The sequence below is a fragment of the Pontibacter sp. GD13 genome (assembly GCF_058216355.1).
The window spans coordinates 598,027-619,628 of sequence record NZ_JBYZMQ010000001.1 but is presented as its reverse complement, the minus strand read 5'-3'; the positions used below and the strand labels follow the sequence as shown (position 1 = coordinate 619,628).

The following is a 21,602-nucleotide window of genomic DNA, read 5'->3' as shown; positions in this document are numbered from 1 at the left end:
AAAGCTGCTTGTCGTGCTTCTCAGTCTGAAGCAACAGATGTAGCCGTCAGCAATCAACCATTAAAATATGAAGATGCATAAAAGATATATTTCAGCCTTGGCCGCCCTGTTCTTTGCCGTACCGGTGATGGCACAGGTGCCTGCCCCGGCGGCCAAGCAGAGCAAGCCGCTGCTGCTGAAAGGCGCCACCCTGCACGTTGGCAACGGCACGGTAGTACAGAACGCAGCCGTAGGTTTTGACAAAGGTAAAATCACGTACGCGGGTCCGCAAAGCGGGGCCAACATGAATGGCTACGAGGTAGTGGACGTGACAGGGCAGCACATTTACCCGGGCCTGATCCAACCGAATTCCACCCTGGGCCTGAACGAGATAGAAAGCGTGCGCGCCACCCTGGACCAACGCGAGGTAGGTGACATCAACCCGCATGTACGCTCTGTGATCGCCTACAACACCGATTCCGACATTATCCCGACCATTCGCACCAACGGGGTGCTGCTGAGCCAGGTGACGCCCGTGGGAGGCACTGTCTCGGGAACATCGTCGGTGGTGCAGCTGGATGCCTGGAACTGGGAAGATGCCGTGGTAAAAGTAGACGAGGGGATCCATCTGAACTGGCCGGCTATGCTGATCTCTACGGGCAATAACGCCAATGATGCGCGCCTGGCCCGGATGAAAGCCCAGCGCGAGGAGGCCCTGACCGAGCTGAACAGCTTGTTCCGTGATGCCGCGGTGTACAAAGCCGGAAAGCAGGATACGGAGAACCTGAAGCTGGCCGCCACCGCCGGATTATTCGATGGGACTAAGAAGCTTTACATCCACGCCGATTACGGCAAGGAAATAATCGAAGCCATTAACTTCGCCAAGGCATCCGGTGTGAAAAACATGGTGATCGTGGGTGGCCGTGATGCGGTTGCTGTGGCGGATTTTCTGAAGGCCAACAACGTGCCGGTGATCTATTCCGGGGTGCATGCCCTGCCTTCGCGCGCCGAAGAGGATGTGGACATGCCCTACAAAACACCTTACCTGTTGCAGAAAGCCGGCGTTCTGTTCGCACTGGACTACGACCTAAGCATCCACGGTATCCGTAACCTGCCGTTTATCGCGGGCACCGCCGCTGCCTATGGCCTGGACAAGGAGCAGGCACTGTCTGCGGTTACCCTGAACACGGCTAAAATTCTGGGCATCGAGCAGCAGGCAGGTTCTGTGGAGGTAGGAAAAGATGCGACGCTGGTGGTATCGTCTGGTGACCTGCTGGACATGCGCACCAACAACGTAACGCTTGCCTATATTCAGGGCCGGAAGATAGACCTGAACAACAAGCAGAAGTACTTGTATGAGAAATTCGAGAACAAGTATAAGCGGGAGCAAAAGACAACCACCACCCTGACGGCCCCTGCTGGCAACTAGCCAACAGGATAACCATACTTTATAAGAAGGGCCGCCAGTTTTTGGTGGCCCTTCTCGTTTTTATACTTCCCGGCAGCAGGTGATTAGTGCCGGGTTACCGGAAAGACCAGCTTTTTCTGAAGAAGGGTACTGTTGGCTGTTCCCCTGATCTCCAGGGTGATGTCGGTTTGGTCGGGGTGCCAGTCTATGTCGAGCAGGCCGAAGTTCAGCGCCCCGATTTGCTCTCCTTCCCGATAAGGGTTGCCCCCTTTTCGGGGCTTCCGGAAATGAGTCATGCCACTGGAGGTGATCTCGTAGAGCGGACTGCCGTATCCTTTGAACCGGTACACCGAAAGCTCACCTAAATGCCTGTCGCCGGATAAGATCAGCGGGGCGGCAGGCCGCGTTTTCTCGAGCAGCTGCAGGAGCCGCTTGCGGGCAGCCGGGAAAGCGGACCAGTTGGTGTATACGTTGCCGGTAGGCAACACTTGCAAACTGCTGGCTATCAGGTGTACCTGGGCGTCGCTGTGGGTGAGTTCCTTCTCCAGCCACTTCCATTGCGCCTCTCCCAGTAGATCACCCATGGGGTTGGGCAAATACAGGCCAAACACACTGTGCAGTTTATCCTGGAAATACCGCACGTCCAGCAGCAGTATCTTCACTTTTCTGTTGCCGCTGCCAAGCACGAAACTCCTGTAAATGCCTTCCTGCTCCCTGACAGGGGCTTGCGGGGGCACCCCCATGAAGTCCAGGAAAAGCTGTTGGCTCTGGGCCTTCTTTTCAAAGTCGCCGCCGGCATTGTCGTAGGCGTAATCATGGTCGTCCCAGATGCCGGTGATGGGTGTGGTGGCCCGCAGCAGCTGGTACCCTTCCTGCTGTTGCTGTACCTGGTAATCCAAAGCCATTTCGGTCATGCTGGTCGTGTTGGCGTAAATGTTGTCGCCGAGCCATAGCCACAGGTCGGGGTGGGTGGCCACGATGCTGGGCCAGAGGGGTTGCGGGGCGCGTTGGTTATTGCAGGAGCCAAAGGCAATGCGCAGGTGCCCCCTGCCGGTTGGGTTGGCAGGCTGGCAAACAGCAGCCTGGCAGAGGCTTAGAAACAGGAACAGCGGAACAAGTGCAGGAGGCATTCTCATAAAAAGAAGTTTGTGGATGCAGCTTTCACGTGTACGGGAATTCCGGGCAGGGGGAACCAAGGACGGTTTAAAAAGAAAACCCTGCCACGAGGGCAGGGGAATCAATCAGGAAAATAAAACAAACAACAAACTAAACTTATATCCTTTTGTGCCGTGCGCAGGCGGCAGTATTATCAGCATCGAGGTAAGTACTTCTACCTGATGAAAGTATAAAAATAGTTTGGCAATGTCTACTGAAATAGATGAACCCTGCAAACAACTCGACCAACGGGTGCTGCTGCCGGGGAACTGTACAAAAATTTGTACAGCAGTTTTAAATAGGGGACTTGGATCATGGGACTTTCGGGCAAGAGGGAAAGGGCAGGGCCGTTAAAAAAATCGCACGAAACAAACGTTGGCCGTGCAGGTGCGTTTATAGGAACAGCAAATGTTAAACGTTAAAACAAGTTATACTATGGAAAGAAACAGGAATGACTACGACCGAGAATTTCGAAATAAACTACATAACCGCGACTACGACAGGTATGAGCAGCAAGAAGACCGAAGCCGAGGCGATGGCCGGAGAGAGCAGTTTGAGAACTACCGCGACCGTTACAACAGCCAGGGAAATTATTACGGCATGCCGCAGCAAAACGCTACCTACCGAAATGTAGAAAGCAGCAATTCTAACCCATCAGGCTTTAACCGAGCAGAAAACGGGCCCATGCAGGAGGGCAGAAACAGCGATTACCGCACCAGCAACAGCGACCAGTACCGTTTCGGTGACCGGAACGCCTACCAGGGCGACAGCGGGAACCAGGGTTACGAAAGTACGCGCGGCACCGGCTGGCGCAGCGAAAGCGACGCAGGCCGAAGCCGCGGGAATTACTCCGGCTACGGTTTCGGGAACTCAGATCGCTATGAGCGACAGGAGAACAGCTACCACACCGACGGAAAAGGCAGGCGCTACAGCGACTTCAGCCGCGACGAGCACGAGAGAACCACAGACCGGAACCAAAGCTATAACCCTGTCTCAGAGGATAGCTACTACGACCGGGGCGAGTTCAGGCAAAGCCGCCAGGACAATGATTACGGCAGAAGCCAGGATGACTCCGGCAAATACTTTAGCGGAAACTTCGACGACAGCGACTTCAGGTACAGCGGTGAGATAAAAGATGTGGACCGCAACCGGGAGGATAATTACGCCACGGGCCTGTATGCCTCGAACCGCGCTTATGTAAGTGACCACCGCAACAGCGATGAGGACAGGGACAGCCGCCGCGAGAGGCGCCATGGCCGCTCCGGCCCGGATTATTCCTCCAACTCACGCATCAGCAGCTATGGCTATGATAATTTCGGCATCTAAGTAAAAACACTCCTGAAAGGTCCGCAGTATATTGCTGCGGACCTTTTTTTATAAATAACGTTTACCATACACTCAATCTGCCCCTGTCACGCTAAGCGCCTTTAACGCCAGGCATGCCGGGAGTTTACTTTAAAGATATACCAACATGAAATCTATCCGATACCTGATTCTCATACTGTGCATGGCTCCTTTTCTGGGCTCCTGTACCTTGAAAACATCCGACATCATCTCTCAGGACGACACGATTCTGGATGCGTACTGGATGTTGCTTTCAGTGGAAGGGCAGGAGATTCCGAAGGCGCAGGATAGTCGCACCGCTTACATTCGCTTTCAGGAAAAGGACAACGACGTGATCGGATTTACCGGGTGCAACAAGTTTTCGGGCAAGTATAAAGTTGGGGAAAACATGCTCGGCCTCTCCGAACTGCGCGCAACGCGAATGGCTTGCGCCAGCATGGAGACGGAAAACAAGCTGATGGATGTGCTGGGCCGCGTGGACGGATACCGGCTTTCAAAGAACATCCTCACCCTTTACCAGGGAGACAAAGCGGTAGCCACCTTCATGACCGGCAACCCGGACACGCTCGACAACGATCCCGCCAGGTATTAAATACTGTAGGCGGAGTTAGTTGAGTGAAGTTTTCAATAAAAGCTCATTAAACTTCTCCAGCAAGGCGATGTACTTGCGCTGCAGCGCAACCAGCTCCGCCTCACACTCCCGCATGCTGGTAGGCTTGAGTGTGCCTGCAGGCTCCCCATCGAAAGGTAAGAGCAGGTTCGTATGGATCGGCGCCTGTGGCAAGGCGGGTTCCTTTTTTACAGATTTACCCAAGTGAGGAAACTCAATGGAAAAGTCGTGGTGAATGACCTCGCCCAGCCTCAGAATGAAACTGTAAGGTATGCTGCTCTCTTTAAACTTATTGTAAAGGGTCTTTCTGCTCACGCCCATCTTCTCAGCCACTGCCCCAATGGCAACGCCGCTTGCTTTAATCGCTTCCCTGATAATTTCGCCCCTGTGTGCGTTGCTCTTGATCACTATTCCTGCCTCTTTGTAAAATAAAACGAGTTGCTTTGTTTACAAAAATAGGTAATAAACAGGCAGAAAGTGTGGATGTGGACAAATTTTACACATGCGAACACAGGAGTTTTCAGTGGTACTTTTGAAAGTCTTAACTATCAGTTATTTACAGTTGCCCACCAATCACGCCGTCAACAGGGCGCGTACTTTATCCACAACCCAAAACCTGATTTTTGCCCAACCAGCCTTACCTCCGGAACCTTGACCCGAAGAAGTCGCCGCTGTTCCAGGCGGGGCGCTGCTGGTTTTGCGCTACCTGGTAACCGATCAGGAAATTAAGCTGCACATACTTTTTACCGGCCTCAAAATCGAACACGCCATTGCTGTCGTCCTGCGGTTTGTGGTAATACATGGCCCGCCATACTTTAACCTGCTCATCCAGGTTGTTTTTGCCATCGGCGGTTCTGTTGCCATACTTTATATGCAGGGCCGGTATCCCCTGGGTCACGAAGCTGTACTGGTCGCTGCGCACAAAGCGGTTTTGCTCAGGTTCCGGGTCCTCTTCCACGGTCAGGCCCAGGTAGGAGGCGGCACTTGCCACGGGTTCCGCCAGGCTGGAGTGGGCGGCCCCCAACGGAACGACTGACAGGAGCGGGGCGATGATGGTGGGCATGTCGGTGTTGATGTCGGCCACTAGCTGCCCGGCCGGCACAGTGGGGTACCTGGCAAAGTAAGCGGAACCCAGCAGGCCCATCTCTTCGGCGGTAACCATCACCAGCAGCACCGAGCGCTTCGGGTGCTTTTTAAGCCTGCTGTATACCCTGGCTATTTCCAGGAGGCTAGCCACGCCGGAAGCGTTGTCGTGGGCCCCATTGTAAATGGAGTCCCCTTCAACGGGTGTGCCGATGCCCACATGATCGAGGTGGGCGCTGTGCACCACATACTCCTTCTTGAGCCTCGCATCAGAGCCTTCTATCTTGCCCACCACGTTCTGGCTTTCGATATCCTGGTACAACGACTGGTACGATGCCTGCACCCGGGCAGGAAGCGGAGCAGAGGCCGGAATGCCGTTCTTCAGGGAGGCGGCAGTTTCTTCGGGGTTTAGGCCTGCTGGCTTGAGCCAGTTGGCGAGGGTGGTGTGGTTCACCATGGCCAATAGCTTCACATCCTCTTTATAGGTTCGGGCCACGGCCACGTCGCCGTTCTCCTGCATCACAAAGTTAACGCCTCCCTGCAGGTTGGGTACAGTAGCTTTCGGGTTCGTACTGCCCACGATCACCCCAACGGCCCCATGGTCGGCTGCCGTAGTGAGCAGCGTTTGAAAGTCGGTGCTGTAAGCGGCCACTGTGCTGGGAAACCCGGTGGGGGCACCGCGCAAAATCACCACGATCTTGCCTTTGGCGTCCAGTCCGGCGTAGTCGTCATAGCCCAGTTCCGGGGCGCTGATGCCGTAGCCGGCAAATACAAGCGGCGCCTCCACACTGGTCTGCTCTGCTTTTGGGTTTGGGTAGATGACAAAGTCCTTCCCGGGGGTTAAGGGGTAGCTTCCTGTACTGTCTGTGGTCAGCAGGGTGGCATCGGGTTTGGTAACTGCCTTGCGGATGCGCACGGTTTGCAGGTAGGAGCCATGCTCCCCGGCGGGCTTTACGCCCATTTGCCTGTACTGGTCCACCACGTAAGCCACGGCAAACTGATAACCCTCGGTACCGGGTTTGCGGCCCAGTAAACGGTCGTCGGCTAAATATTGTATATGTGTTTTCAGGGCTTCAGCCTCCACTTTTTGCAGGGCCCTGGCTACTTTTTTAGCCACTTTCAGGTCCTGTGCGGGGGCAGCGTGCATAATGGCCAGCAGGCTAAGCGCCAGTAAGAGGTGGAGTGGTTTCATCGGTTCGGTTAAAAATTCAGACCTAAATATAGGGATAAGTCCGGAAAGTATTCCGGTTGCAGCCCCAAAAGCAGCGCGTGCCCAATCGGGATGTGCGCCTGCGCCGGGCAGGCTTTTATAACTCTCACTTGCCTGTCTCTCGTAGGTATTGCGTAACGGACGGTTTTATGGCAGAACAGGCATTCATTGGAATAGACATTGGCACCACCAGCACCAAAGCCGTGGCGTTCGGCATGGACGGCAAGGCCCTGTTTCAGTTTGCCGTGGAGTACCCCCTGGTCAGTAGCCGCCCTGGCTTTGCCGAGCAGGACCCGGCGCTTGTTTTTCAGGCAGTGCTCACCTCCCTTAAAAGCGTGATCGAGCTGTTGCATACGGGTGCCTACCAGCTGGAGGGCGTGTGTTTCAGCAGCGCCATGCACAGCCTGATCGCCATGGACGTGGATGGCAGGCCACTCACCCCCTGTATAATTTGGGCCGATGCGCGCAGTACCCAACAGGCTGAAGCCCTGAAGCACAGTGAAACAGGCCATGACATTTACCTGCACACCGGCACCCCGCTGCACCCGATGTCGCTGTTGCCCAAAATTTGCTGGCTGCGCAAAGAGGAACCCGTGGTCTTTAACAACGCAGCAAAGTTCATCGGCATTAAAGAGTATGTTTTTTACCGCTTGTTCGGCGAGTACAAGATCGATTTCTCTATTGCGTCGGCTACGGGGCTTTTCAATATTTTTACGCAAAGCTGGCATACTGCCGCCCTGCAGACTGCTGGTATTACGGTGCATCAACTCCCTGAGCCTGTACCCCCGGCTTATACTTTTAAAGGTATGGAGCCATCCTTCGCCCGCACGCTGGGCGTTGCTGCTAGCATACCCTTTGTGCTGGGAGCCAGCGACGGCTGCCTGGCCAACCTGGGGGCGAATGCTGTCAATCCGGGTGATGCGGTGGTGACCATTGGCACCAGTGGCGCCATACGGGTAACGGCAGACAAGCCTGTGACCGACCTGGGAGAGCGGATATTCAGCTACATATTAAGCCCCGGTAAGTATGTGCTGGGCGGTGCGGTAAACAACGGGGGAATTGTGCTGCAGTGGTTCCGGGATAATTTTTACGGGATGGAGGCAGAGGTGGCCCGGCAGAACGAGGAGGATATTTTCAGCCTGCTCAACACCGAGGCAGCCGCCATTCCGCCGGGGGCCGAGGGGCTGTTGTTTATGCCCTACCTGCTAGGCGAACGCTCCCCGATCTGGGATGCCGCTGCCAAAGCCTGCTTCTTCGGAATCCATTACAGGCATACCCGCGGGCATTTTTTAAGGGCCCTGATGGAGGGCGTCATCTTTGGCGTATACAGTGTCGGGCAGGCACTGGAGCAAACCATGGGCCCGGTTAAAACGATCTATGCAAATGGCGGCTTCACACATTCCGACCTGTGGGTGCAAATGCTGGCCGATGTGTTTGGCGTAGAAGTGCACCTAAACGACACAGCCGAGGCCTCGGCGTTGGGAGCCGCCATACTGGGCATGCACGCGCTGGGCCTGATCACAGAACTGGAGGATGCCGGGAAGCTGATCACGGTGCAAAAGACGTTCACACCCAACCAGGCCGCGCATGCCGTGTACATGCGGCAGTATAGTTTGTTCGATGCCTTGTACCCCAAACTGAAAGACGTCTTTAGGCAACTGCAGCAGCACGGCGGCGCAGGAAAACCAGAAGCATGAGAACACAGTACGCAACAATACAGCACACGCTGAGGGCGCGAGTGCCACGGGTAAACAAACTAAACTTTTAAGACATGCAAATAGGACTGATCGGACTTGGGAAAATGGGCTATAACCTGGCACTCAACCTCAGGGACCACAACCACGAAGTGGTGGCGCACGACATCGCCAAAGAAACGATTGATGCCATAGCCAGAGAGGGCGTTACCCCGGCTTATGCGATTCCCGACGTGGCCGATAAACTGTCGGGCAGGAAGGTGGTGTGGGTGATGGTGCCTGCCGGGAATCCTGTGGATACCGTGCTCGAGCAGCTGGTGCCGTATCTGAACCAGGGCGATATCATCATAGACGGCGGTAACTCCAACTTTAAGGATTCTGTTAAAAGGGCCGAAACGCTAAAGGCTTCCGGTATTTACCTGCTTGACTGCGGCACCAGCGGCGGCCTGACCGGGGCGCGCCACGGCGCCTGCACCATGATCGGGGGCGATGCCGATGCATTTGCCTATTGTGAGGAGATCTTCCGGGATGTGTCGGTGGAGAAGGGTTACCTGCATGTGGGGAAACCGGGCAGCGGCCATTTTGTGAAAATGGTGCACAACGGGGTGGAGTATGGCATGATGCAGGCCATCGCGGAGGGCTTTGAGGTATTGCACAAGAGCGACTTCGAGATGGACTACAAAGAGGTGGCCCGTGTTTGGAACCATGGCTCTGTGGTGCGCAGCTGGCTGATGGAACTTGTGGAGAATGCCTTTGGCAAAGACCCGGAGCTTGCCGGTATCAAAGGCATCATGCACTCGTCGGGCGAGGGGAAGTGGACCGTGGAGACGGCGCTGGACATGGAGGTGGCCACACCCGTCATTGCCCTCTCGCTGCTTATGCGCTACCGCTCCGCTGAAACCGATACCTTTTCGGGCAAAGTGGTGGCTGCGTTGCGCAACGAGTTCGGGGGGCACAAAGTAGAAAAAGCGGACTAAAGAGCTAAAGCGTATAGGCCAGAAATAAACCTGCATGCAGGGTATGCATGGGTTGCTTGTATGTGTCAGTGCCCCCTTTTGTGTTCCGCACGCTGAAAGTCGGGCTGGTAGCCAGAAGCCCTGCCTCAGCGCCAAAACCAAGATGCCGGAGCCCAAACTGTTCCAGTTTTACCTGAAAGCCGCTGCTGATGCCGTAGGCCAAGGCTGTGCGGGTATCAACAGCGCGGAGGATGGGGCCATAAGGCGTTTCGATGTGCAGGTAAGCCGACCGGTTCATGGCCGCACCCAACGATCCTTTCACATACAGAAAGCCATCCCGGGCAGGCAACTGGTACTGCACATCCGCCAGCATGAAAAACGATTGCCAGGGCTTGCTTTCCTTGCTGAGCACCAGCTCATCGTTTGGCAGCACGAACTTATCCATGTCAAATCGGTTCCGGCGCCAGGTTACCGATGCCCCCGCCAGCAAATCCTGCCGCAGGCTGCGCAGGTAAGTCACCTGAAACATGTTTCCCCCGGTGGCAAAGGGCGGGTAGTCCTTTGCAAAATCACTGCTGTTGAACTCCCCCGTCGGGCTTACGCCACCATAGGCAAAGCTAAACCTGGACACAGGGGCGTACGATGTGGAGTCCTGCGCGAAAGCCGTCGTTCCAAGCAAAAGAAGCAGCAAGCCAAATATACTTTTTTTCATCTTTCCGGAGGCTTAGAAGGTGGCGGTGTAAGTGGTGGTTTGCCCGGATTTAAGCGTAAGCGCTTGGTCGGAGGAGGTGGCCACGCCATTTTTCACCTTATCCGTTCGGATGATGATTTGCCGGTTGGCTGCCACGTCCACGATTGTTTCGGAAGGTGACCAGGGGGTCCAACTATACCCGATACCGCAGCTCTGTGCATTATCCTGCCCGCCTGAAAACAGGAAGTAAGTGGAAAACTGATCGTTTGCAGTAAGCGCTTGCTGGTTTTTCAGTTGCACCTTCACAAAAGCCTTGAGGGGCAGGGTGTAGTTCAGCTGCAGGGTGGTGTCACGGGTCAGGCCGTAATAGCGGGCCATGTAATTGCTTTGGCTGCAAAGCAGGTATTTATCCAGGTTCAGGGCTGGCTCCACCGCAATATAGGCCAAATTATATTGGTCCTCCAGTTCATCGTCGCGCAGCAAGAAGCGCAGCTCGTAGTTGCCATCCGCATCTGTGGTGGCCACGGCTTTGTGGCGCACCGATCCGGTAATGCCATAGGTGCCGTCGGCTTTCCAATTCACCTCCAGCCGCACGCCGGCCAGGGGCGTGGTTCCATCGTCGGTAGTCAGCCTGCCCGTAATTACCGTGCAGGAACCCGGGCAATACTTGCTGATAAAGTCGTCGGTATCGACATGACAACCGCCCAGAAACAACAGGATCAGGCAGCAGGGGAGAAAGAGCAGTGGTTTCATGAAGGGTTTTACATTTTCCTCCCTAAATATAGGGGAAAAACATTTTCAACCTCAAATTATTCCATCAGGTCCTGGTACTCGGCATGCGTTTGAATGTATTGGGCCACTACAGGGCAGGAGGCTTTTACTTTCAGGTTCTTGCGGCGGGCATAGTCTAGCCCATGCGCTATCATTTCTTGCGCCATGCCGTTTCCTCTTTCGCTTTTTGGCACAAAGGTATGGGTAAAGTTAATCACCTTGTCCGAGGGCATGGCATAGGCAAGTTCCCCGTTGTCGCCTTCTAATTCCACAGTAAATTGCTGGTACTCTTTCTCGTGTTTTACAGTTACGCTCATGTTTTGCTTCCTTGGTTAAAAGTATAGCATACGCACGAAAGCTGCCAGGGGTGTGCTTTTAGCAGGAACCAAATGCGTAAAAAGGACCAGAGAGGTGTATACGCCTGCCCATTTAGGGTGCCGGAGTGAAATTCGCCCAACGGCTTCCAGAATCGGAACCACCCAGTGCTAGTACCGTTTAAATCCGGGTGCGGACTTTTTCTTGAGTGGCTGCAACAGGTGCTCCAGGCCGTTTAGCTTGATCTCGTAGATGGTGGCCAGTTGCATCCCCAGCTTTCCCGGCGGAAACCCCTCGCGGTGAAACCACTCCAGGTAAAACACAGGCAGGTTGCAAAGTACGGTACCCTTATACTTGCCAAAAGGCATTTTCAGCTGCACCAGGTCTAACAGGATACTGGAATTCGGTTGCATCGGTTCGCTCATCAGGCAAGGTGTAAAAGGGGTATGCTTAGGGTTTGATCATGTGAATATGGTCGATGCCGTCTTCGTCGTATATGTCGCCGGTTTGCTCAAAGCCAAAGGACTCGTAAAATTTTTTGGCGTAGAGCTGTGCCCCGATCTGGATGGGGCCTGACCCGAAAGACCTGTAGCATTCCTCGATGGCCATTTCCACCAGGGTCTTTCCGAGTCCTGTGCCCCTGGTAGCCGGACTGGTGATTATTCGGCCCACCGACATTTGCGCGTAAGATACCCCTGGCGGAACAAGGCGGGCATAGGCGGCCAAATGTTCATCCTGGTAGAGGAGTAAATGCAGGCACGCCTGGTCTCTGTCGTCCAGGTCCAGGAACACACAGTTCTGCTCCACTACAAACACCTCGCTCCGTAGCCGGAGCAGGGCATACATTTCCTGCGGCGTGAGGGCGTTAAATTCTTTGCAAACTTTTACAAGCGACATCTGATCGGCTAAAGGACGGCCTAAAGGTAAGCACGCCGCGTTAGAAATGGTAATGTTCCGGAAACGGAGTTTACAGGAGGCGGCCGTAATGCAAAAACCCGGCGGCTACCGGGTTTTTGCATCAGTTGGTTTTGAGGCCGAGCCGCTTATTTTTTGGACAGCAACACCTTGATCCTGGTTTCAATGGCAGGGTCTTTCTGAAATGCCGTAGAAATGGCCTTGTACTTCTCAACTGTCAGGTCGGCGTCGGTGATGGCGGCCTCCACCTTCTTCTTGGTCTCGGGCTGCACCTTTACCAGGCTGTTGGCCGCTGCGCCAAATGCATCGATCTCCTGCTTGTTCTCGGCTACCTCCTCCAGTTTGTCCTGGCGGTGGGCCTTGGCCAGTTCATTAAATCTGTCAACGGTCAGGTTGGCCTCTTCAATGGCGGATACCATGGCCTGGCGGCCTTCCTTCTGTATTTCAAGCACGGCGCTGTTTACCTCGATAAACTTTTCGAGTTCAGCATCCGAAAATTTCTGTGTGCCTTGTTGCTCTTGCGCTGGCGGTGTGGCCGTGCCCTGGGCAAAGGCTGCCTGGCCGAACATCAAACTTGCCACCAGCGCGGCTGCTGCAATAGTCCCTTTCTTCATGGTTATTTAGGATTGGGTTAAAAGATTCATTTAGGACCCATGGCGTAAGCTCTGCATAGCATGCAAAGCTATCCATAGTCGTTTATAAGTTAGTTAATTTACTGCCCGAATCAAAAAAATGTTATACTGTAAGCCTTTGTTATGCTTGGGGTGAAGTTAGGTAAAGGTTTTTTACAATACCTGAAGGCGCTTTTCGCTGGGCGAATCAGGGTATGCTGCCTGTGCTTTTTGAAAGGCATTGCGTACATTTGTGCAAGATTTAGCCTGCAACTGAAGCCCCGCGCCTATGAAACTCTGGTTCCCTTATTCCCAAATGGCCCAAAATAAAACCCGTTATCCGGTACAGAAAGCCGAGGGCGTACACCTGTACCTGCAGGATGGCAGTAAACTGGTTGACGGGGTTTCCTCGTGGTGGGCCACGATACACGGGTATAACCATCCGGCCATAAACGAGGCCTTGGCCAGGCAAGCGGCTCATTTCTCGCACATCATGCTGGGCGGCCTCGACCATCAGCCGGCGCACCAGCTGGCGGCTAAACTGGTACAGATCACGCCCGAAGGCCTGAACCATGTCTTCTTCTCTGACAGCGGCTCTGTGGGAGTGGAGGTAGCGCTTAAAATGGCTATACAGTATTGGGTAAACCAGGGCAACAAGCAAAAAACAAAATTCCTCTCCCTCAAAAATGCCTACCACGGCGATACGTTCAAGGCTATGGAAGTCGGGGACGACTCAGACTTCCAGGTTCCCTTCGGGCATGTGCTGCACAAAGGCCTTTTCCTGGATACGCCGGCAGGGGGCTTTGGGGCCTCAACAGCAGCAATAGAGCAGGATGTGCTGCGCCTGGAGCAGTTGCTGCAGCTGAACCACGAACAGCTGGCGGCTTTTATCGTGGAGCCCCTGATGCAGTGCGCCGGAGGCTTTAGGATGTACGCGCCGGCCTACCTGCAAGCGGCCCGGGCCCTGTGCGACAAGTATGGCGTGCTGTTTATTTTTGATGAAGTGGCCACCGGCTTTGGTAGAACCGGTAAGTTGTTTGCCGCAGACCATGCCGGGGTTACTCCGGATATTATGGTCCTGGGAAAGGCCCTGACGGCAGGCTACCTGGGGCATGCCGCCACCCTGACCACGACGGCCATCTTCAACGCGTTCCTGGGCGCCGGCTACGACAAAGCGTTCATGCACGGCCCTACTTTCATGGGCAACCCCCTGGCCTGCGCGGTTGCGTTAAAAAGTATAGAACTCATCGAGCAGGAGGATTACCTGCGTAAAATCGGGCAGATAGCAACCACCCTTCAAGCGCAGTTACTGCCCCTGAAGCATGAGGCAATCCGTGAAACCCGGGTGCTGGGGGCCATGGGGGTAATAGAGGTAACCGACAGTAAATACCTGAACGGCTTTGTTGACTTTGCCGTGAAAGAGGGCGTGTGGCTGCGCCCCTTCGGTAACTTTTTATATACCATGCCTCCCTATGTTATAACAGCCCAGGAACTGGAGCGCATCACGCAGGTTATGGCGCACTGGTTTAACAGGCTGTAGGTGTATGCTGCCATTTCCCCGCCAAAAAATGTAAGCTCCTGTTCCTTCAGGCTACGGTCTGAAGGTCCTGGCGAATGTTAAAAAGGTGCTCTTCGGTAAGCGGTTTGCTGATAAACCCCTTTACAACGGCATATTCCTTTGCCATTTGCTTTTCGGAGGGGTCGATAGAGGAGGAGAGAATATAAATGGAACAGCCCCGTGCGATGACAGTTTCGTGCGGTTGCAGGGCCTGCAAAAATTGCCATCCGTCCATGGTGGGCATGTTCAGGTCCAGGAAAATGACGTTCGGTACATTCCCGTCCAGATCACTTGTCAGGAAATCCAGGCTCTCCTCGGCAGAAGAGAAGGTAAGGGTGTTATCCGTAAACCCTTCCAGTTTCAGGATCATTTCTGTCAGGCAGGAGCTTATCGGGTCATCATCTATGATAAATGTCTTCATTGGCCTTGCTTGATAAATGGATGGGGTGTTTAAGACTTTTACAAATCAAGCATTAATCCTGCTGCCATAAAAGGAAAATAAGTTGCGAAAGGTAACGCGGATAATGTTGTGGTAAGCGGTATAAAGAAGGGGAATTTTATCTTAATCGCTTGATATATAGATTTTAATATATATTTATATCAGCTAAAAGGTAACATTTACCGGGAATTATTTTTCCTGTCATTTTTCAAGCTTAGTTGAGTGTTTAAACGCACCTGGATCGCTAACCAAATGGATGCGACCCGAATAGGCATAACCCTTAGAAAAGGTAAAGGCTGCAGAGCATATTTTTAGATTGTTAGGCTTTAAAATTAGTAGGCGATTTTTATTTTCTGAACCTTAATACCCAAAAACTGCTTGGGGTTAACAACACCGTTTTGGTTACGTTGGCTGCCTGTGCCGCTGAGCTGAGCGAAAAGATATTAGCATACGGGAAGCAGGTATTTACCAGGGAGGATCTTGCTCTAATAATCATCCATTAAAAAGCCGAAAAGTACGTAACCGAAGCATATGACCTTTAGGGTATCTGGCATGGCGTGTCGTCGGCAAGGCAGTTATACCGATCCATAGCTACAGATGTGGAATCCTGGAACATCTTACTTACTGTTTTTTTAGCGATATTTTAGTGGCAGTCGTGTTTTCCCTGATGTAATTAAACTGCGCGTAGAGCAGGAGCAGGATACCCGTCATTTCCAGTGTTTCCTCTAGTGTGGTAATTAAGGAATAGGTTAAGGTTTCAGCGCCGTAGGCATCCACATAGTAACCGCCAATCAGCTCAATCCCTAGCACGCCGCTGACATAAACAACGGCAGCCAGTGCGAACTGTGCCTTTTACTTATTGGTCAGGGAAAAGAAAAACTTCAGAAAATACAGGCCGAATGCCGCCAGCAGGATCATGCCGGGTATCACCCACGAAAAGTAAAAGATGCCCTTCAGGTCGAACAGGTTACGCAGCGGTTTGATAAGCAGGCCGTGCAGCTCCGCCGCTTCATCAACAGACAGGTAAATGAAAATAAAGGAAAGTATGGCCCAATGCCGGGCAAACTTGTTGCCGACCTGCCGCTTGTGCAGTGCAATGTACCAGAATAAGCCCCCGGCCAGCAGAATCGTGAGCGCTGCAAAGTAAGTAGGAATGTTGCCTTCAGTATCCAGGTTAAAATTGGGTACAAACCCATAGGCCGAATCGTAGCCCGCTATAAAACGGATGAAAGAGCCTGCCAGGCTTAACAGCACAAGCGTATAGGTGGCAATAGCCAATCCCTTTAGCAGAACGGCCGCATCCAGTTTTATCTTGAGCTTGGCAGGTGTGCGGTTATCCAGAATTGAATTAGCGGAAAGTATGGGAGGGGTAGTGGGGGGAGTATCAAGTAATGTTTCGGAGTATAAAGTAGCCAAATTTGAAACGGGTTAAGTAAGACAAAATTACAATATTTTATTATTTAACTTAATTAGCAGACTTTTGGTTTTAAAATAATAATTAACAGGATAATATAAAGCCTTTAAGGGAAGGCAACAGAGCAGTTATAAAATAGACAAAGTACCTTATTAATCTGCTTAAACTTCTTTTAAAAGGCATATAAGTCAAAAAGCCCCAGCCTTCTAAAAGGTGGGGCTTTTTGGCATTCAAAAGAATTACTTTTTTGACTGCGGCTCAGGCACCGGGAAACCACGGTCACGCATCAACGCATCAATTCTGGCATCGCGCCCACGGAATTTTCGGTATGCCTCTGCGGGGTCCATGGAGTTGCGGGGAGCGAACAAATACTTTACCAGGCGGGCGGCTACTTCTTTATCATAGAACCCACCCGGCGCTTCTTCAAAAGCCTCTGCTGCGTCGGCTGTTAACACATCGGCCCACATGTAGCCGTAATAGGCCGTGGCGTAACCCTCGCCCGAGAAAACGTGCCCAAACTGGGGCGAGCGGTGGCGCATTACAAGCTCGTTGGGCATGTTCAGCTTCTCGAGGGTAACGCGTTCAAACTTGTCCGGGTCAATGCCCTCCGGGTCTGCCAGGTGGAACTTCATGTCCATGAGGGCAGAGGCCAGGTATTCGGTGGTGGCAAAACCCTGGTTAAAGGTAGCGGCGTTCTTAATTTTGGCTACCAGCTCAGGCGGCATCACCTTGCCTGTTTTATGGTGCTTCAGAAACTGGTTGATCACTTTGTCTGTGGATAACCAACGCTCCAGAAGCTGGGAATGAAACTCGGTGTAGTCTCTTACGCCCCCGTTCAGGGTGGGGTATTTCACATTCGACGAAAGGAAGTGCAGCGCATGGCCAAACTCATGGAAGAACGTGGTAGCGTCATCCCAGGAAACCAGCACCGGCTCGCCGGGGGCGGGCTTGATGAAATTGGAGTTGTTGGATGCCAGCACCGTCTGCTTGCCGTTAAAAGTGGTGTGGCTGCGGTAAGGCGAGGCCCACGCTCCGGAGCGCTTTCCCTGGCGTGCGAAGGGGTCCAGGTACCACAGGCCGATGTGCTCGCCTGAGGTCTTATCCGTTACTTCCCATACTTTCACATCTTCCTGGTAAACGGGTACAGCCCCTTCCGGCACCGGTGTAAACTTAAAGTTGAACAGTTCGCCGGCGGTAAAGAAAAGTGCCTGGGTCAGGTTGTTCAGCTCCAGGTACTGCTTCACCTCATCGGAGTCGAGGTCATACTTTTGCTTGCGCACTTTCTCGGCATAGTAGCGGTAATCCCAGGGCTTGATGGTGATCTTTTTGCCGTTGGCATTTGCCAGGGCCTGCATGTCGGCCACTTCCTCTTTTACCCGGGCAATGGCAGCCGGCCAAACGGCGTTCATCAGGTCCATGGCGTTTTCAGGGGTTTTGGCCATGCGGTTCTGTAAGCGCCAGTCGGCATAGTTATCGTAGCCCATCAGTTTCACGCGCTCGTTGCGCAGCTTCAGTATCCGGGCAATGTTGGCGTTGTTGTCGGTGGCATCGCCGTTATCGCCGCGGGAGTAGTAGGTGTTCCATACTTTCTCACGCAGGGCGCGCTCATCCGAGTAGGTCAGAAACTGATCCATGGACGAGCGGGTGTTGGTCACGGCATACTTGCCTTCCTGGCCGTGGTCTGCGGCAGCTTTGGCGGCGGCCTTCACAAACGACTCCGGCAAGCCGCTCAACTGCTCCTTGGTCAGGTAGGTAACATATTTTTCCTCGTCTGCCAGAATGTTGTTTGAGAACTCCGTGTAAAGCGACGAAAGCTCTTTGTTGATGGCTGCATAGCGTGCCTTGGCTGCGGCATCCAGGTCAGCGCCTTCCATGGCAAAGCCTTCGTACACTAACTGCACCACACGCTGCTGATCGGCGGGGAGCGGGTTTTTCTGCGCGTTCTCATACACTGTTTTAATGCGGCGGAACAGCTGCTCGTTCTGCGAGATCTTAGAGTTGAACTCAGAAATTTTCGGTGCCAGATCGGCTTGAATGGTTCTGAATTCGGGGGTAGACAGGTTGCTGCCCCAGATGCTGTAATAGGTAAATGCGCGGTTGAGTTCCTCTCCGGCCTTTTCCATGGCCGCAATGGTATTCTCGAAGGTGGCCGGGGCCGGGTTGTTGGCAATGGCCTCTATCTCGGCTAATTGTAAGGCCATGCCTCTTTCAATGGCAGGCTTCAGGTCGGCCAGCTGCATCTTATCGAAGGCGGGAATGCCGCCATAAGGCCCCGTCCACTTGGCGAGCAGGGGGTTGCTTTCAGTGGTCTTCTGCGTAACAGCAGCCTGTGTCTGCTGCGAATTCTCTTGTGTTTGCACAGTGGTGCAACTAGCCAATGCCAGTAGAGCAAGCAAGCCGGTTTTCTTGCCTGCCGTTATCATTTGATTTCCCATAGGTCGTTTAAAAGTAAATGAAGGTAGTCCTGTTCAGGACTATGATTGCTGACGAATTAAGTGACAAGATACAAAAAACCGGCCAAACATCCCTGCCTGCCTGTGCTGGCAGCAATAACTTGCGGATCCGGGATTCGGTTTGGTGCTGAAGTTTACTAAAAAAGAAAGGTGCAAGCGCGTGCTTGCACCTGGAGTGCTATGGGTTGTAAATGGTGGCTATTTTTAGCTTTTATTCTTTTTCTCCTGCTTTTCAGCTCTTTTTTCTTTAACGGTTTTGGCCGGCTTCTTTTTTACTTCTTTCTTAGAGTCTTGTGACTTTCCCATTTTCTTAAAATTAAAGGTCGAGGAGCAATATACAGAATTTTACCAGCTACGCTGCAAATTTTGTAGCGAATTGTGCAGCCTGGTGGGCAAAGTAAAAGCCACATGTTCTTAAACATGCTGTTATCAGCTGTTTTATAGGTAATTACAGTTGTACAGGCTGCTGGCCGGGTTACCTAAAAAGCGTCTTTTTGGGGAGGGGCTGGCAGGTAGGGGGCCGCCAGCTGGCCGAATTGTTCCACCTGTTCCTGTTGCCATACTTTATCGCGCTTTAACTCGCAGGCCAGAATGCGGGCCACTTCGGGAGCAGCCTGCACCGCGGCACGCGCATCCAGAAACAGTAGCCGCAGGCGCCTGGCCAGCACATCCTCTACAGTGCGGGCCATTTCCTGGCGCACAGCCCATACTACCTCGGCCTTGGTACACTCGAAACCTGGGTGCAGCTTTTGGGCCAGTTCGGGGCGCTGTTGCATAAGTTGCCGGATGCCCGCTGCATCGGTGCCATAGAGGGCCAGGTGACCCTGGGGCGCTGCAGCCGGACTATTGCCGTGAATGGGCTGATGGGCCGTGCGACAGGGTTTGTGGGCCAAATGGTGCGCTTTAGCAGCGATGTTAACCGTGTCTTCTGCCATTTTCCGGAAGATAGTCCACTTGCCACCTGTAACCGAGATAAGCCCTGCCCGCGAGACCATGACCTTGTAGTTGCGTGAGATGTCTTTCGTGGCCTGGTTGTTGCCGTCAGAGGCTGCCAGCGGCCTGAGGCCAGCGAATACGGATAATACATCATTCTGGGCGGGTTTGCGCGACAGGTATTGGCCTGCCGTATCCAGTATAAACGTAATTTCCTGTTGCAGTGCCCGGGGCTCCAGCGTGGTGTGCTCCCGCAGAGTATCGGTGGTGCCCAAAAGCAAGTGTTTCTGCCAAGGCATGGCAAACAGCACCCGGCCATCCGCTGTCCTGGGAATGAGTAAGGCATGTGTTCCGGGTAAGAAAGCGCGATCCAGCACCAGGTGTACGCCCTGGCTTGGCCGAACTATGCGGCTGGCTCCAGGCTGCTCCATCTGAAGTATGGCATCCACAAATACACCTGTGGCGTTTATCACGGCTGTAGCCTTGATGTGATGGGTTCGGCCGTTCTCCAGGTCTAGTGCGGTTACCCCGCTTACTTTCCCGGAACTATCTTTCAATAAGCCGGTTACCTGCATGTAATTCAGTACGCAGGCCCCATTTGCGACAGCGGTTTGGGCGAGGTTAAGGGCCAGCCGGGCATCATCGAACTGACTGTCGTAGTACAGCACGCCGCCTTTCAGGCCGGTAGTTTGCAGCGTAGGTAGTTCGCGAAGCGTTTCAGATCGGGTAAGGAGGCGCGAAGGACCCAGACTCCATTTACCAGCAAGCAGGTCGTAGCATTTTAGGCCGGCCAGGTAGTATATTTTCTGCCACCAGCTATACACCGGAATGATAAAAGCTTGTTTTTTTACCACGTGCGCTGCGTTCTGTAGTAGCAGGCCGCGTTCTTTCAGGGCCTCCAGCACCAACCGGATCTTGCCCTGTGCCAGGTACCGCACACCTCCATGTATCAGTTTGGTGCTGCGGCTGGAGGTACCCTTGGCGAAATCGGACTGTTCCAGCAGAAGTGTTTTGTAGCCCCTGCTGGCAGCATCTGCCGCTATGCCCAGCCCAGTGGCGCCACCCCCGATCACCAGTACATTCCAGCCTGTTTGTTGGTTGTCTAACTGCCTGATCTGGGATGCTCTGTCCATGGCCTGAATTAAGTTAGCTCACTTTCTTTTCTGTATTTTTCCGCAATAGCAGACGGCGCTATTTTCCGGCCATGGTTGTTGGCGTAGGCCTTGGTAAACTCGGCCCCCAACATTAAGATAATGGAGGAGTAGAACACCCACAAGAGTAAAATGACCAGGGAGCCCGCCGCGGCATAAAAACCCGCAATTCTGATATTGCCCAACACTAAATTTATCAGTTGCTTGCCAAATAAAAACAGGATCGTTGTAATACCGCCGCCTGTAAGCGCATCCTTCCATTCAATTTTAGCATCGGGCAAAACCTTATGGATCGAGGTGAAAAAGGAAAATACCACGATCAGGAAGAAAATGGTGTTTACTATCCGGACAGCCGGCGTGAGGTATTCTTCCAGCACATTCCGGAGCGGCTCATGGTAGATCGAAATAATCAGGTTCAGCATCAGACTGACGACCAGTAGCACTCCCAGGCCGAGCACAATGGAGATGGCCCCTAACTTATGCTTGAATACACGCCAGAAGCTTACGCCCTTTCTTACCCTCACGCACCAAACGGAGTTTAAAGCCTTTTGAATGGTGAAAAACATGATGGAGGCACTTTGCAGCACGATCACAAAGCCAATCAAGACATTCCAGAAGTTTAAGGGCATTGCGGTGATGTTTTCGAGTACGGTGTTCACCTGTTCTCCTACCTTGGCGCTGATTAGTTCTTCTACATGGCCAATAATCTCCACGCGCACAGCCTGTTGCGGAAAAAAAAGCGTGGCCACCAGCGTGATGACGATCAGAATGGCCGGCATGGAGAAAATGGTGAAAAAGGCGATGGCCGCACTATAGATAATTGGCTCACCCTGTAGGAAATTGGTCTTGGCATCTGTGAGTATTTTCCAGCTCTTTTTAGAAAACCTCCTGATCTGTTGCATGTATGGGTAG

At 53.2% G+C, this 21,602-nt stretch carries 19 protein-coding genes and 1 pseudogene; 6 read left to right on the top strand and 14 right to left on the bottom strand.

Annotated features, from left to right (window positions below; genetic code table 11):
• Positions 1-73: 73 nt before the first annotated feature.
• The gene (locus AC4BAN_RS02485; RefSeq protein WP_490562776.1) at positions 74-1,408 is read left to right on the top strand and encodes an amidohydrolase family protein; all 1,335 of its coding nucleotides are present in this window, start codon (positions 74-76) and stop codon (positions 1,406-1,408) included.
• A gap of 83 nt (positions 1,409-1,491) precedes the next feature.
• Here the strand turns inward: AC4BAN_RS02485 and AC4BAN_RS02480 are convergent, their stop codons facing one another.
• Positions 1,492-2,523 carry an alkaline phosphatase D family protein gene (locus tag AC4BAN_RS02480; protein WP_490562775.1) on the bottom strand — a complete coding sequence of 344 codons (1,032 nt, stop codon included), beginning with the start codon at positions 2,521-2,523 and terminating at the stop codon, positions 1,492-1,494.
• 454 nt (positions 2,524-2,977) lie between these two features.
• On the opposite strand from AC4BAN_RS02480, the gene AC4BAN_RS02475 reads away from it, so the two are divergent.
• Complete coding sequence (locus AC4BAN_RS02475; protein ID WP_490562774.1) at positions 2,978-3,868, top strand: hypothetical protein; 891 nt, start codon at positions 2,978-2,980, stop codon at positions 3,866-3,868.
• A gap of 145 nt (positions 3,869-4,013) precedes the next feature.
• A complete protein-coding gene (locus AC4BAN_RS02470) occupies positions 4,014-4,478 on the top strand; it encodes an META domain-containing protein (protein ID WP_490562773.1) in 465 nt (154 codons plus the stop codon).
• Positions 4,479-4,493: 15 nt separating this feature from the next.
• On the opposite strand, the gene AC4BAN_RS02465 is transcribed toward AC4BAN_RS02470, so the two are convergent.
• Together AC4BAN_RS02465 and AC4BAN_RS02460 are read right to left on the bottom strand one after the other, a co-directional pair.
• Positions 4,494-4,904, bottom strand: a complete 411-nt coding sequence (locus tag AC4BAN_RS02465) for a hypothetical protein (RefSeq protein WP_490562772.1) — start codon at positions 4,902-4,904, stop codon at positions 4,494-4,496.
• 229 nt (positions 4,905-5,133) lie between these two features.
• Positions 5,134-6,771: a M28 family metallopeptidase gene (locus tag AC4BAN_RS02460; protein WP_490562771.1), complete on the bottom strand. Its 1,638-nt coding sequence runs from the start codon at positions 6,769-6,771 to the stop codon at positions 5,134-5,136.
• A gap of 167 nt (positions 6,772-6,938) precedes the next feature.
• On the opposite strand from AC4BAN_RS02460, the gene AC4BAN_RS02455 reads away from it, so the two are divergent.
• Together AC4BAN_RS02455 and gnd are read left to right on the top strand one after the other, a co-directional pair.
• On the top strand, positions 6,939-8,486 hold the full coding sequence (locus tag AC4BAN_RS02455) for a gluconokinase (protein WP_490562770.1): 1,548 nt from the start codon (positions 6,939-6,941) through the stop codon (positions 8,484-8,486).
• A gap of 74 nt (positions 8,487-8,560) precedes the next feature.
• The gene (gnd, locus tag AC4BAN_RS02450) at positions 8,561-9,460 is read left to right on the top strand and encodes a phosphogluconate dehydrogenase (NAD(+)-dependent, decarboxylating) (RefSeq protein ID WP_490562769.1); all 900 of its coding nucleotides are present in this window, start codon (positions 8,561-8,563) and stop codon (positions 9,458-9,460) included.
• 4 nt (positions 9,461-9,464) lie between these two features.
• Here gnd and AC4BAN_RS02445 read toward each other — a convergent pair whose 3' ends face one another.
• The 6 genes from AC4BAN_RS02445 to AC4BAN_RS02420 form a co-directional block, all read right to left on the bottom strand.
• A complete protein-coding gene (locus AC4BAN_RS02445; protein WP_490562768.1) occupies positions 9,465-10,151 on the bottom strand; it encodes a hypothetical protein in 687 nt (228 codons plus the stop codon).
• A gap of 12 nt (positions 10,152-10,163) precedes the next feature.
• Positions 10,164-10,883 carry a hypothetical protein gene (locus AC4BAN_RS02440; RefSeq protein ID WP_490562767.1) on the bottom strand — a complete coding sequence of 240 codons (720 nt, stop codon included), beginning with the start codon at positions 10,881-10,883 and terminating at the stop codon, positions 10,164-10,166.
• 56 nt (positions 10,884-10,939) lie between these two features.
• Entirely contained in the window at positions 10,940-11,218 is a 279-nt protein-coding gene (locus tag AC4BAN_RS02435) for a GNAT family N-acetyltransferase (RefSeq protein ID WP_490562766.1), read from the bottom strand.
• A 168-nt stretch (positions 11,219-11,386) separates the two neighbouring features.
• Positions 11,387-11,641, bottom strand: a complete 255-nt coding sequence (locus AC4BAN_RS02430; protein ID WP_490562765.1) for a DUF3820 family protein — start codon at positions 11,639-11,641, stop codon at positions 11,387-11,389.
• A gap of 25 nt (positions 11,642-11,666) precedes the next feature.
• The gene (locus AC4BAN_RS02425; RefSeq protein WP_490562764.1) at positions 11,667-12,113 is read right to left on the bottom strand and encodes a GNAT family N-acetyltransferase; all 447 of its coding nucleotides are present in this window, start codon (positions 12,111-12,113) and stop codon (positions 11,667-11,669) included.
• A 146-nt stretch (positions 12,114-12,259) separates the two neighbouring features.
• On the bottom strand, positions 12,260-12,745 hold the full coding sequence (locus AC4BAN_RS02420) for a DUF4168 domain-containing protein (RefSeq protein ID WP_490562763.1): 486 nt from the start codon (positions 12,743-12,745) through the stop codon (positions 12,260-12,262).
• 286 nt (positions 12,746-13,031) lie between these two features.
• Here AC4BAN_RS02420 and bioA point away from each other — a divergent pair, with 286 nt between their 5' ends.
• Positions 13,032-14,282, top strand: a complete 1,251-nt coding sequence (bioA, locus tag AC4BAN_RS02415) for an adenosylmethionine--8-amino-7-oxononanoate transaminase (RefSeq protein ID WP_490562762.1) — start codon at positions 13,032-13,034, stop codon at positions 14,280-14,282.
• A gap of 46 nt (positions 14,283-14,328) precedes the next feature.
• Here bioA and AC4BAN_RS02410 read toward each other — a convergent pair whose 3' ends face one another.
• The 5 genes and pseudogenes from AC4BAN_RS02410 to AC4BAN_RS02390 form a co-directional block, all read right to left on the bottom strand.
• Positions 14,329-14,721 (bottom strand): response regulator, encoded by a 393-nt coding sequence (locus AC4BAN_RS02410; RefSeq protein ID WP_490562761.1) that lies wholly within the window; start codon positions 14,719-14,721, stop codon positions 14,329-14,331.
• Positions 14,722-15,360: 639 nt separating this feature from the next.
• Positions 15,361-15,993, bottom strand: a pseudogene (locus AC4BAN_RS02405) (DUF8692 domain-containing protein).
• Between the two features lie 399 nt (positions 15,994-16,392).
• Entirely contained in the window at positions 16,393-18,588 is a 2,196-nt protein-coding gene (locus AC4BAN_RS02400) for a M3 family metallopeptidase (protein ID WP_490562760.1), read from the bottom strand.
• Positions 18,589-19,085: 497 nt separating this feature from the next.
• Positions 19,086-20,672, bottom strand: a complete 1,587-nt coding sequence (locus AC4BAN_RS02395; protein ID WP_490562759.1) for a glycerol-3-phosphate dehydrogenase/oxidase — start codon at positions 20,670-20,672, stop codon at positions 19,086-19,088.
• 8 nt (positions 20,673-20,680) lie between these two features.
• Positions 20,681-21,592 (bottom strand): YihY/virulence factor BrkB family protein, encoded by a 912-nt coding sequence (locus AC4BAN_RS02390; RefSeq protein WP_490562758.1) that lies wholly within the window; start codon positions 21,590-21,592, stop codon positions 20,681-20,683.
• Positions 21,593-21,602: the final 10 nt, after the last annotated feature.

Coding starts and splice junctions, on each gene's coding strand:
- AC4BAN_RS02420 (WP_490562763.1), bottom strand. CDS start 12,745: ATGAAGAAAGGGACTATTGCAGCAGCCGCGCTGGTGGCAAGTTTGATG.
- AC4BAN_RS02390 (WP_490562758.1), bottom strand. CDS start 21,592: ATGCAACAGATCAGGAGGTTTTCTAAAAAGAGCTGGAAAATACTCACA.
- AC4BAN_RS02455 (WP_490562770.1), top strand. CDS start 6,939: ATGGCAGAACAGGCATTCATTGGAATAGACATTGGCACCACCAGCACC.
- AC4BAN_RS02445 (WP_490562768.1), bottom strand. CDS start 10,151: ATGAAAAAAAGTATATTTGGCTTGCTGCTTCTTTTGCTTGGAACGACG.
- AC4BAN_RS02395 (WP_490562759.1), bottom strand. CDS start 20,672: ATGGACAGAGCATCCCAGATCAGGCAGTTAGACAACCAACAAACAGGC.
- AC4BAN_RS02410 (WP_490562761.1), bottom strand. CDS start 14,721: ATGAAGACATTTATCATAGATGATGACCCGATAAGCTCCTGCCTGACA.
- AC4BAN_RS02430 (WP_490562765.1), bottom strand. CDS start 11,641: ATGAGCGAACCGATGCAACCGAATTCCAGTATCCTGTTAGACCTGGTG.
- bioA (WP_490562762.1), top strand. CDS start 13,032: ATGAAACTCTGGTTCCCTTATTCCCAAATGGCCCAAAATAAAACCCGT.
- AC4BAN_RS02475 (WP_490562774.1), top strand. CDS start 2,978: ATGGAAAGAAACAGGAATGACTACGACCGAGAATTTCGAAATAAACTA.
- AC4BAN_RS02400 (WP_490562760.1), bottom strand. CDS start 18,588: ATGGGAAATCAAATGATAACGGCAGGCAAGAAAACCGGCTTGCTTGCT.
- AC4BAN_RS02480 (WP_490562775.1), bottom strand. CDS start 2,523: ATGAGAATGCCTCCTGCACTTGTTCCGCTGTTCCTGTTTCTAAGCCTC.
- AC4BAN_RS02485 (WP_490562776.1), top strand. CDS start 74: ATGCATAAAAGATATATTTCAGCCTTGGCCGCCCTGTTCTTTGCCGTA.
- AC4BAN_RS02425 (WP_490562764.1), bottom strand. CDS start 12,113: ATGTCGCTTGTAAAAGTTTGCAAAGAATTTAACGCCCTCACGCCGCAG.
- AC4BAN_RS02460 (WP_490562771.1), bottom strand. CDS start 6,771: ATGAAACCACTCCACCTCTTACTGGCGCTTAGCCTGCTGGCCATTATG.
- AC4BAN_RS02440 (WP_490562767.1), bottom strand. CDS start 10,883: ATGAAACCACTGCTCTTTCTCCCCTGCTGCCTGATCCTGTTGTTTCTG.
- gnd (WP_490562769.1), top strand. CDS start 8,561: ATGCAAATAGGACTGATCGGACTTGGGAAAATGGGCTATAACCTGGCA.
- AC4BAN_RS02470 (WP_490562773.1), top strand. CDS start 4,014: ATGAAATCTATCCGATACCTGATTCTCATACTGTGCATGGCTCCTTTT.
- AC4BAN_RS02435 (WP_490562766.1), bottom strand. CDS start 11,218: ATGAGCGTAACTGTAAAACACGAGAAAGAGTACCAGCAATTTACTGTG.